Genomic DNA, 15095 nt, shown 5'->3' with positions numbered 1-15095 from the left:
TATATTTATCATTTGGAGTAGAATATTTGTACAAACCCGATTTTTCATATATATTATTGGTAATCTAAAAAAAAGCGGAGTGATGAAATGGATATATTGGAGGAAAAAGTTCGGGCTTTGCAAGGCCGCAAAGCAAAAATCCTGGATCATGACAGGCATTTTAAAACTGCGGTAATATTACCTTTGATTCATACCGAGTCAGGTATAAATATTCTGTTCGAGAAGCGTTCGCAAAATGTACATCAACCTGGCGAAATCTGTTTTCCTGGCGGAAGAAGTGAACCGAGTGATCGCCTGGGAAGAAACACGGCTGTAAGAGAATGTTGTGAAGAACTGGATTTGCAGCCCGGTGATTTAGAGGTAATTGCCGATCTGGATATTATGGTCAGCCCTTTCAATGTTCTCATTATGCCGTTTTTGGCCTTTATAAAAAACCCGGCCGCAATCAAGCCCAATGCGGATGAGGTGGAAAAAATCCTGTCAGTTCCTCTGCAGTTTTTTCTCGATCATGAACCTCTGGAGCAAAATCTACTAATAAAAGTTGAATTCCCCGAGGATTTCCCTTTGCATCTAATTCCCAACGGGGAAAAATATCCCTTCCGTCAGGGCTTGCTCCCCCAGTATTTTTACGAATGGGACGGTGAGGTCATTTGGGGGCTGACTGCCCGGATACTGCATCATTTTATCGGTATGATCAAAAATAAATAGAGGACCCCGCTCGGGATCCTCAAAATATTATTCAAATTTACTGCAAGTTTAGCTTTACACAAGCAGGCTGGCAAGTCAAGCCCTGTTTGAATAATAACCGAAATGATTCATTGCCAAACCGGCAGCAGTGATAGGAACCATATTTCATAAAAATAGTGCATTTTTCAACCCTGTTTGGTATTTTTCAATTACTCCGTTATCATAATAATATATTTTTATAACTTTTCTTATGGTTGCCTATATTGATAATACAATGCGCAGGGGCAACTCAAGAATACAAAGTCTATCTATCAGGTTCTGCCAAAAGGTAATTTGCAGGGTCTGATCATTTTTGTGCCAAAGGGGGTTTGCATGAATACGGAAAAAAAGCGTAAAATACCAAGCATGAACACTTAGTATTTTGTGTTTCTTTTGCCATAATACGCTTGATAGCTCCTGGCAAGACGCCCATCCACAGGGAGAGGATAAAAGTCGATTTCAAGCTTTTATCCCGCCCCCGAGGATGGACTGTCAGGACATCTCAGCAATAAGCGATAAAAGGCATCGGACAAAGCTTTTTTGTCTCCAGTAAAAATATAAGGAAGTGATTGATTAAATGGAGGTCGCAGTAATGAAGAAAACAGCACAAGCCATAATGAGCAGCCTTATCACCCTGGCAATCCTGCTGTTTTCACCTGCCATGGCCGTGGCCAGTGAGGCCAACCTTAAGATTCCTACCCTGAGCCCTGAACAGAACAGCCTTTTATATGGCGGAATTGTGGTTTGTGTTCTGGGTATGTTATTCGGTTTCTACCAATTCACCAAGGTTAAAAAACTTGGCGCTCATCAATCAATGCTGGATGTGGCCAATACTATTTATGAAACCTGTAAAACATACTTGATTCAGCAAGGAAAATTCCTGCTTATACTATTTGCCTTTATCGGCGCTTGTATCGCCTTCTACTTCGGATTCCTGCAAGACACCTCGCTCAGCGGTGTTCTGCTGATACTTGGCTGGACGGTAATAGGTATATTAGGTTCATACACCGTTGCCTGGTATGGCATTCGCATGAACACCCTGGCCAACAGCCGCACCGCTTTTGCGGGACTGGAAAGCAAGCCGCTCAAGGTTCTTAACATCGCTTTGGATGCGGGCATGAGCATTGGCGTGCTTTTGGTGTGTGTTGAACTGATTATGATGCTCATCATTCTGCTCTTTGTTCCCCGCGAACTGGCAGGAGCAAGCTTCATTGGTTTTGCCGTAGGTGAATCCCTGGGCGCCAGTGCGCTGCGTATCGCCGGAGGAATCTTCACCAAGATTGCTGATATAGGCTCCGATTTAATGAAAATTGTCTTCGGAATTAAAGAAGACGATCCTCGTAATCCCGGAGTTATAGCCGACTGTACCGGAGACAACGCCGGTGACAGTGTTGGACCTACCGCAGACGGATTTGAAACCTATGGTGTTACGGGCGTTGCCTTAATCACTTTTATCGTTTTGGCAGTAGCCCGGCGCTTCAGACCACACTCTTAACCTGGATCTTTGTAATGCGTGTGTTAATGGTTATTACCTCCGTGGGCGCGTTTTATGTAAACCGTGCCTTCAGTCAGGCGAAATATGCCAACAAAGTAGATTTCGATTTCGAGCAGCCTTTAACCAGCCTGGTATGGATAACCTCATTGCTTTCCATCGCCGTTACTTATGCCGTCAGCTACTATATGCTGGGACCTGGATCTAATGCCGCCAGCCAACTTCAAAACCTCTGGTTTGTACTGGCTACCATAATTAGCTGCGGTACTCTGGGCGCGGCTTTAATTCCGGAATTTACCAAGATATTTACCAGCCCCAAGTCAAAACATGTCGCCGAGGTAGTAAAGGCTTCCCGTGAAGGCGGTCCTTCGCTGAATATACTATCCGGTCTGGTAGCCGGTAACTTCAGCGGTTTTTGGATCGGCATGGTCTTTCTGGCCCTGATGTTTATAGCCTATTACGCCAGCGGCTTCGGTTTGGCTGATATCATGACCTATCATTCCATATTTGCGTTTGGTCTGGTAGCCTTTGGTATGCTGGGCATGGGACCGGTTACTATAGCGGTTGACAGCTATGGCCCGGTCACTGATAATGCGCAATCCATTTATGAACTCTCCTTGATCGAGACCATTCCCGGCATCGAAAAACAGATTCAAAAGGATTTCGGGTTCAAACCTGATTTTGATAGAGCCAAACATTACCTTGAAGCTAATGATGGCGCGGGCAATACCTTTAAAGCCACTGCCAAGCCGGTTTTAATTGGAACTGCGGTTGTAGGCGCCACTACCATGATCTTCTCGCTGATTCTGGTTATCCAGAGTGTGTTGGGAGTTAAACCTGAATCTATTCTTACCCTCTTGAATCCGTATACTATTCTGGGTTTCCTGTGCGGAGGCGCTGTAGTGTACTGGTTTACAGGCGCTTCCACCCAGGCAGTTACTACAGGCGCATACCGGGCCGTAGAATATATCAAACGCAATATCAACCTGGATGAAAACGCCAGCCAGAAAGCGGCTACGGAAAAATCCAAAGAGGTTGTAAAGATCTGCACCCAGTATGCCCAGGCAGGTATGTTCAACATCTTTATCGCCATATTCTCATTTGCGCTGGCTTTTGCCTGCCTGTCCGCCCCTAAAGCTGCGAATGATTCAGTAGCCTTGTTCGTGTCTTACCTGATCTCTATTGCGGTATTCGGTCTTTTCCAGGCGGTCTTTATGGCCAATGCAGGCGGCTGCTGGGATAATGGCAAAAAGGTAGTAGAAGTGGATCTCCAGGAAAAAGGTACGGCATTACATGACGCAACCGTAGTGGGCGATACTGTTGGCGATCCTTTTAAAGACACCTCTTCGGTGGCTTTGAATCCAATTATCAAATTTACCACCCTGTTTGGTCTGCTGGCCATGGAAATCGCCATATCCGCATCGTTTAGAGAGATTGCCCCGGTGGTGGGCGGAGTCTTCCTGGTAATAGCCTTGTTCTTTGTATGGCGTTCCTTCTATGGCATGAGAATCTAACCAGTTAAACCAAAAAGCGGTTATGGTCCCGCCAGGGACATAACCGCTTTTTTTATTATCAAATATATTCAGCTTGTCTCGCATAGAATATATTGCTAATATATGTGTATACTTTGTACGAATATACATTTCACATGACCGTTATTCTGGCTTATAAAATTCGCCAATCAAGTCGCTTTTTCAGAGTATCTTAACCAAGTCTTTATTCTATCCTTATACAAAAAATGGGGGGTTTAAAATGCGCTGGTTTACAAACATGAAAATTATGAACAAACTCCTGTTGATTTTTGCTCTCATGTCAATGCTGATCGTAATGGTCGGCCTGGTAGGCCGATATTATATGAGCCAGATTGTTGAAAATCTGGATTACATATATGACAATAACCTTTTGCCTATTGAAGACCTTGGCAATGCCAGCCGCTGTTTGGAAGCCATACGCGGCGATTTGTGGCAGATTATAGCCCGTCCTTCACCGCAAGAAATCAAAACCGCGTTTGAAGATATAGACAAGAACTTCGCCAAAATTGACCAGGTGCTGAAAGATTACGGTAACGACCCCAGCCTTTTAACACCCCAGGATGCCGAACTATACAGTAATACGTTAAAAACTATCTCAGCCTATCATTCCAATGTAGATAAATTCAAAATATTTGTAGGCAGTTCGCAAAAAGGTAATATTAACCAACCTTTTGCTGAGCAGGATTTAGTCAATAGTAGACTGGCAGCAGAACAAGCCATGCAGAAATTGGCTGAATATAACCGGCAGCAGGCGGCTGATAAGAGACAGTCCGGACAGCATGATTTCGATATGGCTAACCGCAATATGCTGTTAATTATTATATCTGCTTTTATCATTGCAGCAGCTGCGGGCATTTATACCGGCCGCAACCTCCATCAAGCTATTACTTTTGTGGTTAATCACGCCTCTATAATCTCCGGCGGCGATTTTTCACAGAATGTAGAAGCTTCATTTATTGAACGCACTGATGAAATGGGGGCTTTAGCCAATGCTTTTCAAGAAATATCCAATCGTCTCAGGCTTGCTATGGCCAATATTACGGCTACATCCAAAGAGGTAACCGCCTTCAGCAGGCAGCTTTCAGAGTCAGCTGCTAATATAGCCTCCGCTATGGAAGAGGTTTCTGCTTCCACCCAGGAAATTGCGGCAGGAATGCAGGAAATTTCAGCCGCCACACAGGAAGTTACCGCTTCCGGTCAGGAAATCGGAGCAACTCTTAATCTGGTCAACAGCGAGGCTGAAAAGGATCGAGCCAAAGCATCTGAAATCGACCAGCGAGCTCTGCAGGTACAGACCGGTGCTGCCAAAGCCTCAAAATATGCCCTCCAACTATACTCTGATATGCATACCCGCGTGGAGGAAGCCATTGAACGCGCCCAGGTTGTAGAAGAAATTTCCGGCCTGGCCGAAAAGATAGCCGGCATTGCCGGCCAAACCAATTTACTGGCTTTGAATGCGGCCATTGAAGCAGCCCGCGCCGGAGAACAGGGCCGAGGTTTTGCCGTGGTGGCTGAAGAGGTAAGAAAACTGGCCGAAGATTCGGCCGCTACCGTTGGCGATATACAGTTACTAACCGGCCAGGTAAATGAATCTTTTAACAACCTGGTAGCGAATACCAAATCGCTTCTTCAATATATCAATGACCGTATTCTCCCCGATTATGATTACATGGCAAAAATAGGTCAGCAGTACCGGGATGACAGCGATATAATAGTACAGCTCTCGGAACGGGTTCGCCAGAATACTATGCAGATTACAGCCGCTATGGATGAAGTAAATCGGGCTTTGGCATCAACTGCATCCACTATTAACGAGTCAACTGCCAGTTCGCAGGAAATTGCCCAGGGCAGCGAACAGGCCGCTATGTCCGCCATGGAAATCGCCGAGGTTTCTCATAAGATGGAGCGCAGCGCTGAGAACCTGCAGGCATTGTTGGAACAATTTAAGCTGTAATAACGTTCTATTAAGTGTTTTGAGGGAACGGTCACCTCAACACTTCTCTGTTAAATTTCCAGGCTTATTTCCCGGATAAGTTTTTTTAAGGCGCGTTTTTCAATCCGGGATACATATGAACGGGAAATGCCTAATTTACGGGCAATTTCCCGTTGCGTTTCTTTGAGGCCATTAAACAGGCCGTAGCGCATTTCGATAACCTGGCGCTCACGTCGAGTAAGTACCCCAATCTTATCCCTGACCTTTTCTTCCTGCAGTTTCATCTCTACCATATCAACTATTTCATTATCACATGTCAGCACATCCAGAAGGGAGATTTCGTTGCCTTCTTTGTCATAGCCAATCGGTTCATAGATAGATACTTCTTGTTTTAATTTACGGGTGTTTCTTAAATACATCAGAACTTCAGTTTCAATTACAGCTTCAGGCGGAAGATAATGTTAAATTCTATGGTTTTTGTATTTCGCTTGTGTTGCTCGCAAAACCCAATACATCGTCAACTCTGATGCTCATTAATATATTTACTCCTGGCAAATCACCTGGTATTGTATTGCCAGAATTAACTCTGCCTTTAATTTCTATTTGAGATATGGCACTTCGTATAAGACTTCGCTTATCCTCAAAGTCTAAGTTATCTATGTCATCAATTACTGCTGCTATAGTTTTATATAATTCTGTATAATTTTGCGCGGAATGCCGAAAGGCTAATAAACTGTTCTGCAGATTCTTTTGTTTTTGAATTAACTTTTCTTTGCGGTTTTTTATATCAAGCAGTTTTTTCTTAGTTTTATCGTCTAGTTCCAATATTCCTAATGACATAGCTTCGATTAGGGATTCCCTGCCTTTTTCGGTGTCGTTGAGTTGTTGTTTTATGCTGGCAAGTTCATCCTCTAATTCATTCTGTTTTGGTAAATTTTTTCTTACTTCTTCTAATAGCGTATCAGGATTCATAAAAAGGTTTTTAAATTTTTCCCAAACATTTTTCTCCAGGCTTTCCGCGTTTATTATCTTTTGCGGATAACAGCCTGTAAAACGGCTTGTTGACGGTGATTTTCTACAGGTATAACCTCGATAATATCTGCCCCAGTGTTTTGCATAAATACCGCCCATAGTTTGTCCGCAATCGCTACAAACAAGTAAACCACTTAGAAGATATTGCCTCTTTGTTTTATGATTCCAGGTTCGTAGGGATTCTTGCAATATTTTTTGGGCTTTCTCCCATAATTCCGGTTCAATAATTATTGGCACAGGAATAATATAATCTTTATAATGCCATTCGCCTTTATATGAGGGATTCATCAGGATTTGCCTAACTACCTGTCTATGCCAGAAGCTTTTGCCCTTTTTAGTTGGAACATTTGAATCATTTGTAAGATTAATCGCTATTGCTGCAGGAGTTATGCCTTGTATTAAAGAATTGTAAATATATTTTACAATTTTAGCTTCTCGTTCATTAATACTTATAGTTTCAGTAGTGGGATCATAGTCATAACCATAATGATAAACTCCTATCGGCGGCCTGCCTTGTTTGGCTTTTTGTACCTGGCCGCGTTTCATCCTTTCTGTTATTTTTTCTCTTTCATATTCCGATATTGCGCCTCTAATCGAATAAAACAATCTGCCTTCAGGTGAATCTACCCATTCAAAATTAATAAAGACTAATTCTACGCCGGCTTTTTCAAATTCTTCGGTTAAAAGTAGTTGGTGGCTAAGTTTTCTGCTAAAACGGTCTGGATCAAGAATTACTACGCAATCTATTAGCCCATCAGCAATTGCTTGTCTTAGTGCTTCTAAGCCTGGCCTATCTAATGTTTTGCCTGTTTCACCTTCGTCAGCAAACTCTAATATGCTGGTGGCTCCCATTTCCTTGGCCTTGTTTATACAAGCTTCTTTTTGTGCTTCCAGACTAAAACCATGAAGGGCTTGTTCTTCGGAGCTAACCCTCCTATATGTAGCAATTCTCACTATCTTCCACCCAATTCTTCAGTTTATTGTTCTTTTCTCTGTTATCACAGTATTTATATCAGTTACGGAACTGGTTAAAAAACTAATTGAGTTCCAGCTTCCTTATTGGTATTATGCCTTATATATATGGCTGCTCTCGTTCTTGCCTTCCTTTTCCGCCAATTTGCTTAAAACTATTTTCGCCAGAATAGCATTAACTTCCTTCTGTGCGTTGCCGCCAATACATTTTATTTTAATATCATTGGGCATAGTTGTCTCCTTATGATTTTGTTTATTAATCATATGAATACTGGACATAATAACACCCCTTTAAATTTTTCCTTAATAAACAAAAAAACCGGGATTAATCCCGGTTAAGATGATTGCTTTTGAAGTATAAATTATGCCCTTTCAAACTCAATAATGTATTTTATCCGGGCCTGGTTCTCGCGATAGACAATGTATTCGTTATGCAATAAACCAGATCCCTTTTTGCCCATGACCGAATTATAGCCCCGTGGTGCAGAGGTTAAATGAGTTTGGGCATCAGTATATTCTTTTACCTTTCCTATTGCTACATCGCAAATCAACAGGTAATTAGACGATAATGTTTGCCCTGCCGAACCGAATCCCCAGCAGTAATTAGCTGATTTACTGGATTGGTCAGCGAAATAAATACCTGCGCCAAACATTGAGCCTGTATGAACAGCGGTACTTGGCTTTATTTTCAGCCCGTGCTGCATAATCCCTAAGAGATTGCAGTTACGCGAACCGTGGAACAGTTCCATTGTGTCAACCTTATAAGGATTGAATTTATCCCACCCGTACATTTGCTCAACCGTAAACACATCCAGAACATTTATTTTGAAGTGGTGATATTGGCTGCGGGTGCAGTTTATGAACTGCTTAATTCGTTTAACTTCAGCAGCGGAAGCTACTTTAATGGTTGCCCCCAGAGATTTATATTTTTCTTCGGCTGTAGCTGTAAGGGTTTCCTGGGCAACGGCTACAGATTGCATAACATCAATCATTTCTTTGTATTTTTGGAGTTTACTAAAAGTATTAATGATCATTTCCCTGCGATCCGAAGAAAAAACTACCGGGATTGTCCGATAAAATTCATTGGATAATTCCTCATAATGTCGGCTTTTCCCTTCGTTTAAATATCGTTCTATATTGCCAAGTATCCGTTTACCTTCAAGCACCTGGCGTTCAGATATTTTGCCCAACGGGGTTTCAACCGAAGCCGTTACAAAGCCGATAGCTTCTTGGTAGAACTTAGCTATTAGCCGTAATACCTTATCATCAATCTGATTAAGATTTACAACTTTGGGTTTGGATGTTGTTGGTGCAGAATTTTCAACTAACTCAATTTCTCTATAACCTTTTTGGGTTTTTTGGTCGAACAGATCTTCCCAACATCTATCAGCTTCCCATCGACTTGTAAAGTACCGCCCTTCCTGAACCTTAGTTTTGCCTACCCTGCCGTATTCGGTGTAAACACGGTAAGTATTGTTAAAACCTTCTTGCAGCTCTAATTGATAATATTTATTACTGTTGTTGCCTATTGAGGCGAAGCTCAGCATCACTTTCCGCAAAACCCGTACTACCGTAAAAGCAGGAGAATTGGGATCGTTTAGTTTAATAGCTTTCGCCATTTCATTCCTCCTTCTGCCCAGGCTGCGCGGGGGCGTTTAATTTCCCGGCACTAGCCGAACAAAAGTTACATGGCTAATATTAATTGCTGTTGAGTTTTAACCCAGGATTAAATAATATTTCATTTTCAGCCTTCCTTTAAATAGGACTTTAAACTTGGATTTGCCCTACTTTGCCGTAGGTCTTTCCGATATCCTTAATAGACATATTGATTTTGCCATCGGCAGCGAGTATCTTTTTTAACGCTGGAAATTGCTTTCTCGGGGTAATGATACTGATTACCATTCGTTCTTTACCCCCGATTCCATACCCTATATAAGTTGTGACAGAATAACCAATTTCGCGGAGATAATCAGCCAAAGCTATCCCATTTTGCGGGTGTTTGTAGATCTCTACCTCAATATCACCATAGGCCAGCTTTGCATCAATGTAATTGCTTAAACAAATCCCAAATAATCTGCCGGCTGCAAAAACGATTATGCAAGCTATGCCACTTGTGTTTGCCACAAGTTTAAATGAATAGGCAAATATCATAGCATCCAAAAAAGTAACTACATATACCTGCTGGTTCAGTTTCTTCAAAATAAAAATAGTCTTTAGGGTGCTTGTAGCTGTTGAAAAAGCATTAAGTATAAAGATTATAGCCAGATCAATGATATTGACGGTTTGAAGAAAACTGATTATCAGGTCTGTTTTCATAGTCAAGTAGTGACACAGTGCCGCAATGGTTTCCAAATTGGAACCCCCTTCCCTCTTTAACAGAGGATTTTATTTGATTCTTACGATGGTGAATCTGACCGGGTGGCCTATTCCCCGGTATTCGATGGTATTACCTACCTCTAAGCTGCTAAGATCCTTTTGGGTTATGTATTCCCTGGCTTCGGTTAAAGTGAGGTCTTGGGGATACCAGACATTAATCAGCTTGAATTTTTTGCGATTGCTCATAAAATTCACTCCTTTCTCCCCGTACTAAGCGGGATTTTAATTTTGTTTTTGGCAATAAAAAAGCGACCCGAAGGCCGCTTGGTTACACTAGGATAATAAATTATTCTTCTTCAGTCATTTGCAAACTACTTCCTGCGGGGATATGTAATACATACCACGCTGATAGTCTGCATATTTTACGGTTCCAATTTGGAAATAGATTTTTACATTGGAACCATCTACAGGCTCATACCATTCATATTTTACATTTGCTATGTCTGGATTAAGCCTAAATTCCTGCCCTGGCTTAACTCTAAGATTGCTTTTGACGATTTGTTGACGGGAAATTTCTATATAAGCCCCATAATCACCAACAACAATTCTTTGGTATCCAGTGGCTAATAACATACCGTCAGGGGTATAAATATTTATATCTCCACCTGATTCTGGCAGGGTAAGCTGCTCTCTATAGTACGCGCGTACCATTTCTGATAATTCTGGCAGTAACGGTGCATATCTACCCTTGGATATGTTTTCTTGCACCACTCCCAAGGTTGCCTGCAAGGTTTCTTGAGGGAAAAGGTTGTTAAGCAGCTTTACCGTTATTTGCGTAGTGGCGTTATCCAATTAAACACCCCCATAACAATTAGCACAACAAGGAATATATTTATCCTTATCTCCAATTTCTATTTGATTAGGACCACCTGCAATCTTTTTGGTATATATGGCATCCTTGCCACAATTACAAACAGCAGTTAATTTAGTAACACTATCTGCAATAGCCATGAGCTGCCCCACACAACCAAAGGGTTTACGCTGGTAATCCATATCCAACCCGCCAATTAAGAGAATCTTACCTTTATCTCTTTGGCGCTGGCAGAATCCAGTAAAATCATCAAAGAATTGGGCTTCATCAATTATAATCACATCTTCATCTGGAGAGGAATAATCTGGATGTGGTATTGCCTTTGGCAATATTTTTACCGTTCCTCTGGTTGTTTTTATACAGGTTTCTTGATCGCGGGTATCTATATTGGGCTTATAAAAAGCGTAGGTTTTTCCTGCCAAAATATAGCGTTCCAACCGCCGAAGTAATTCAGTGGTTTTGCCGCAGAACATTGGCCCGGTTATCACTTCAATTTTTCCAGACATAATATGTCTCCTTCCCCGAAGGAATTTATTTGCGTTTTAAGGCGGTTAAAAAGAGGAGTAGGTAGGGTTTACTATCCCCCTCTTATAAAACGCCTTACAGGGCATTTCTGATCCTTAAAACAAACTTGCCTGTGTTTGCTTTGGTACAGAACCGGTTACTAAGCTACGGAACTCTAATTCTTCAAATTTTAAATTCAAAGCATCCCAATTAATGTTTAGTTTTAGATCCGTCAACTGCACAGGTAGGGAATCTGTTTTAATGGTCGCTAAAGTTTTAGATAAGAAAGCCATTTCCTTGCCTTCTTTTAAGGCTTTAATTGGGGAACGTACACCCAGGTCTTTACAAGTCTGTTTAAACTGTTCTTCATCCTCTAAAGCCTTATAGATTTCTTCTACCGAGCCGAATTCCTGAATTAATGGGATAGCAACTTTTTCTCCTATCCCTTTAACCCCGGGAATATTATCTGAAGAATCGCCTTCCAAGGCTTTCTTATCAATGATCTGGTCTGGATATACCCCATAAACCTCTTTTATAATTAATGGAGTAAATTCAAATGCTCCAGACGGGATAGGATGGTCAGGCCACTGGTAGGTTTTCTTTAATTCATCGGCACGGTTGGTTATCAGCCATACTCTTGTACGGTCAGATATTAATTGTAGGACATCCTGGTCTTTAGTGAGAATAAAAACCGGTTCTCTTGATTCAAATTGTGTGGATAAACAACCCAGAAAATCATCTGCTTCCAGGTTATCATCCATGAACTGAGCGATTCCTGCTGTTTTTAATATCTCCTGCATCAGAATATATTGCGATTTTAATTCTGGCGCGGTTTCTACCCGGTTGGCTTTATAGTCAGGATACATTTTCCTGCGGAATGTTTCACGGGATATATCCCAGGCTACTGCCATATAGTCGGGTTTACAGGTTTCCACCAGTCTCATAAGGGTTTTACACATAGCAAAAACGCCATTTGTGAATACTCCATAACTGGTTTGCATAATCCGTGGCAGTATAAACCTTTTTTTCTTCGGGACTTTTGGCCATGTAGTATTCTCTTGGTACAGTTCCAAAGAAACAAGAGGTTAATATACTTGAACCATCAATTAATACCAGGCTCATTAGCAACCCTCCCCTTTAAGATTTTTTCAAAATCATTTTCTGAAATAACGGGTATGCCGTATTTTATGGCTTTACGGTGTTTGCCCCCGTTCCGCTTATCCGGGCCTAAGAGCAAGTAAGCGGTTTTTTTGTTGATGCTATTGGACACTAAACCGCCATTATTATGGATAGTGGCAACAACAACGGAACGCTTTTTAAGAAGCGTCCCGCTTATTACTATTACCTGCCCATCTAACGACATCAGCTATACCCCCCATTTCGCAGGTTGCAAGTTGCTCAAAGCAGCATCTCCATTAATTGAGATTCGCTGATTATTGAAACGCCTAAATCAACAGCCTTCTGATACTTTGTAGTTCCTGTTTCGCCAGGGGCTGCAACCAGAAAACTTGTTTTGGAACTAACGCTTCCCGAAACCTTACCACCAGATTGCTTTATAATGGCTTCGATTTCAGCCCGGGGCAAAGACATAGTGCCAGTAAGTACAAAAGTTTTTCCGGTAAGAGTATCTTTGGTTTCGGCTACCAGTTCTTCGGTGTTTATCCCGGCATTCACTAAACGGTTTAACATAGTTTTCGTCTGTGGGCCTTGGAAATAAAACCAAATACTTTGGGCTGTAACTGAACCTACGCCATCAACAATAGCTAATTCCTCTTTAGATGCATTTTTAAGGCTTTCTAAGGTGGGGAATTTTTTAACTATTGCCTGCGCGGTGGTTCTTCCTACACCGGGGATCGCCAAGGCAAACAATAGCCGAGAAAATGGAATATCTTTAGTCTTTTCTATACCCTCAATTATCTTTTTAACTTTGGTCTTTCCGAATCCCTCAAGATCCTGCAGTGCTTCTGCTTTGGTATGAAGTTCGTACAGGTCAGCAGGATCACGAATAAAACCTAATTCAAAAAGTAAACGGACATTAACCTCCCCCATGCCTTCAATATCCATTGCATCCCTTGAACAATAATGAATAATCTTTTCGATTATTTGGGCTTTACAGAATGGATTTAAGCATTGAATATGCGGGTTGCTGCCCTCTACCCATACGTCCTGTCCACATGAGGGACACTGTGTTGGAATTTCGGGCAAGGTTAATTCCTCTGCACGGGCCTCCACCACGGCACGAATTACTTTAGGGATTACGTCATTGGCTCTGGCGACTACTATCCTATCGCCAATACGTATATCCTGATCCAGAATAAACTGTTTGTTATGCAGAGTGGCGCGGTTAATAGTTACCCCGTCAATTTCAATAGGGTCAAATACTGCCACCGGGGTTATTTGACCGCTTTTACCTACTTGCCAAGTCACTTCTCGCAGATAAGTGAATTCTTCCTGGGAAGGGAATTTAAAAGCCATTCCCCAACGGGGGAATTTGGCTGTAAAACCCAACCTTTCTCTGATTTCTAGACGATCAAATTTTAACACCATGCCATCTATGGGATATGGCACTTCCTGTCGGAGTTTTTCCTGCCATTGCGTACAGTATGTTGTGATTTTATCAAAATCAGCAAACATGGTTGTCTGTACTACTGGCAAGCCTTGGTTGGCTAAAAACTCCAATTGTTCCCTGTCTGTGACAAACACTTGGTCTTCAGCATTTACTAGGTCAAAGATTTGTATCCTCAATCCTTTCGCCGAAGACGCATCGTGCCTTCGAATCATGCCTGCTGCCATTGCTCTGGGATTAGTGTATTCTCCATTTGTATTGATTTTATTGAATTCATCAAATGGTATATATACTTCACCCCTAATTTCGAGATTCCCGGCAAAAAGGACTTCTTTGGGTAGATTTACTACAGTATTAACGGTATGTAATACCCGTTCTCCCTCTATTCCGTTACCTCTTGTAACGGCATCTACCAACTTGCCATCTTGATAATGGAGGACAATAGTTAAACCATCAAGTTTAGGCTGAACTAATACATTGTCCCTGACTTGTGAAAACCACTTTTTAAGATTGTGATAATCATTGGCTTTATCCAATGACAACATCGGAATAGTATGCTTCACTGTTTCCAACCCATCCACTTTGGTATATGCGATAGTCTGTGTAGGTGAATTCGGGTCTACTGTTCCGGTCTTTTGTTCTAATTCCTGTAATTCAGAATATCTTTTTTCGTATTCTGTATCTGAAATTAGAGGATTGCCCTTTTCATATGCTTCATCGAAAAGGGTGAGTTGCTTTTGCAATTCCTTAATGTTTTCCATTTCAGTCCTCCTTCCCCGGCTATGCGGGATTTTTATAATTTTTTGCAATAAAAAAGCCCTCTCAACGAGAGGGCTATAAGATAGGCTTTAATTAGATTTCAAATCTTATAAGTTCTTTGTCTGTTATTTCAGATGGGTCAATCCCTTTTTCTTTGTAATATTTTATTACTGCCCTTTGGTTAATCAGCCGCAAAAACTACCCCAAACGCCGGACTGGTGTGGGTTTCAAGGTTTTTTACTTTTGCTTGACACTCGCGCAAATCCGTGCTACGATGTACTCGCAGGCCGGACGGGTCGGCTCCGCGACAGACACCGGCGAACAACAGGGGGCGGGGCGAAGACAAAAATCAACCGCCAACCTGGACGTATCAGGGGCGGAAGGGAGGATAT

The 15095-nt window shown here is 41.9% G+C and carries 14 protein-coding genes and 1 pseudogene; 3 read left to right on the top strand and 12 right to left on the bottom strand.

The features are described from left to right. The first annotated feature begins 87 nt into the window (after positions 1 to 87). The 3 genes and pseudogenes from JCM14374_RS01450 to JCM14374_RS01440 all read left to right on the top strand — a co-directional run bounded on the left by JCM14374_RS01450 (position 88) and on the right by JCM14374_RS01440 (position 5704). Positions 88 to 708 (top strand): NUDIX hydrolase, encoded by a 621-nt coding sequence (locus tag JCM14374_RS01450; RefSeq protein WP_054692518.1) that lies wholly within the window; start codon positions 88 to 90, stop codon positions 706 to 708. Positions 709 to 1342: 634 nt separating this feature from the next. Beyond that, positions 1343 to 3732: pseudogene (locus JCM14374_RS01445) on the top strand (sodium-translocating pyrophosphatase). A gap of 238 nt (positions 3733 to 3970) precedes the next feature. After that, positions 3971 to 5704, top strand: coding sequence for a methyl-accepting chemotaxis protein (locus tag JCM14374_RS01440; RefSeq protein WP_054692514.1), 1734 nt, complete (start codon positions 3971 to 3973; stop codon positions 5702 to 5704). Between the two features lie 50 nt (positions 5705 to 5754). Here the strand turns inward: JCM14374_RS01440 and JCM14374_RS01435 are convergent, their stop codons facing one another. The 12 genes from JCM14374_RS01435 to JCM14374_RS13285 form a co-directional block, all read right to left on the bottom strand. Further along, positions 5755 to 6120, bottom strand: coding sequence for a sigma-70 family RNA polymerase sigma factor (locus JCM14374_RS01435; protein WP_278279214.1), 366 nt, complete (start codon positions 6118 to 6120; stop codon positions 5755 to 5757). 31 nt (positions 6121 to 6151) lie between these two features. Then, entirely contained in the window at positions 6152 to 7669 is a 1518-nt protein-coding gene (locus tag JCM14374_RS01430) for a recombinase family protein (protein ID WP_054692511.1), read from the bottom strand. Between the two features lie 111 nt (positions 7670 to 7780). Further along, positions 7781 to 7966 carry a hypothetical protein gene (locus JCM14374_RS01425; RefSeq protein ID WP_054692509.1) on the bottom strand — a complete coding sequence of 62 codons (186 nt, stop codon included), beginning with the start codon at positions 7964 to 7966 and terminating at the stop codon, positions 7781 to 7783. 83 nt (positions 7967 to 8049) lie between these two features. Beyond that, positions 8050 to 9306, bottom strand: a complete 1257-nt coding sequence (locus tag JCM14374_RS01420) for a WGR domain-containing protein (protein WP_054692499.1) — start codon at positions 9304 to 9306, stop codon at positions 8050 to 8052. Positions 9307 to 9454: 148 nt separating this feature from the next. Continuing rightward, positions 9455 to 10039, bottom strand: a complete 585-nt coding sequence (locus JCM14374_RS01415; protein ID WP_054692498.1) for a hypothetical protein — start codon at positions 10037 to 10039, stop codon at positions 9455 to 9457. Positions 10040 to 10072: 33 nt separating this feature from the next. Further along, positions 10073 to 10249, bottom strand: coding sequence for a hypothetical protein (locus JCM14374_RS13295; protein ID WP_157048900.1), 177 nt, complete (start codon positions 10247 to 10249; stop codon positions 10073 to 10075). A gap of 114 nt (positions 10250 to 10363) precedes the next feature. Next, positions 10364 to 10855 carry a hypothetical protein gene (locus tag JCM14374_RS01410; RefSeq protein ID WP_054692497.1) on the bottom strand — a complete coding sequence of 164 codons (492 nt, stop codon included), beginning with the start codon at positions 10853 to 10855 and terminating at the stop codon, positions 10364 to 10366. After that, positions 10856 to 11380 (bottom strand): thymidine kinase, encoded by a 525-nt coding sequence (locus JCM14374_RS01405; protein ID WP_054692496.1) that lies wholly within the window; start codon positions 11378 to 11380, stop codon positions 10856 to 10858. It abuts the gene before it with no gap. A 114-nt stretch (positions 11381 to 11494) separates the two neighbouring features. Continuing rightward, on the bottom strand, positions 11495 to 12379 hold the full coding sequence (locus tag JCM14374_RS01400) for a 5'-3' exonuclease (protein WP_083453800.1): 885 nt from the start codon (positions 12377 to 12379) through the stop codon (positions 11495 to 11497). A 101-nt stretch (positions 12380 to 12480) separates the two neighbouring features. Continuing rightward, positions 12481 to 12741: a BRCT domain-containing protein gene (locus JCM14374_RS01395; RefSeq protein ID WP_054692493.1), complete on the bottom strand. Its 261-nt coding sequence runs from the start codon at positions 12739 to 12741 to the stop codon at positions 12481 to 12483. A gap of 35 nt (positions 12742 to 12776) precedes the next feature. Further along, positions 12777 to 14705 carry an NAD-dependent DNA ligase LigA gene (gene ligA / locus JCM14374_RS01390; RefSeq protein WP_054692490.1) on the bottom strand — a complete coding sequence of 643 codons (1929 nt, stop codon included), beginning with the start codon at positions 14703 to 14705 and terminating at the stop codon, positions 12777 to 12779. Positions 14706 to 14884: 179 nt separating this feature from the next. Then, the gene (locus JCM14374_RS13285; RefSeq protein WP_157048898.1) at positions 14885 to 15049 is read right to left on the bottom strand and encodes a hypothetical protein; all 165 of its coding nucleotides are present in this window, start codon (positions 15047 to 15049) and stop codon (positions 14885 to 14887) included. Between the last annotated feature and the right edge of the window lie 46 nt (positions 15050 to 15095).

The sequence above is a fragment of the Syntrophomonas palmitatica JCM 14374 genome (genome assembly GCF_001311885.1).
GTDB classification, from domain to species: Bacteria; Bacillota; Syntrophomonadia; order Syntrophomonadales; family Syntrophomonadaceae; genus Syntrophomonas_A; species Syntrophomonas_A palmitatica.
Note: the sequence above shows the minus strand (reverse complement) of the source record. Positions and strands in the feature narration are given on the sequence as shown.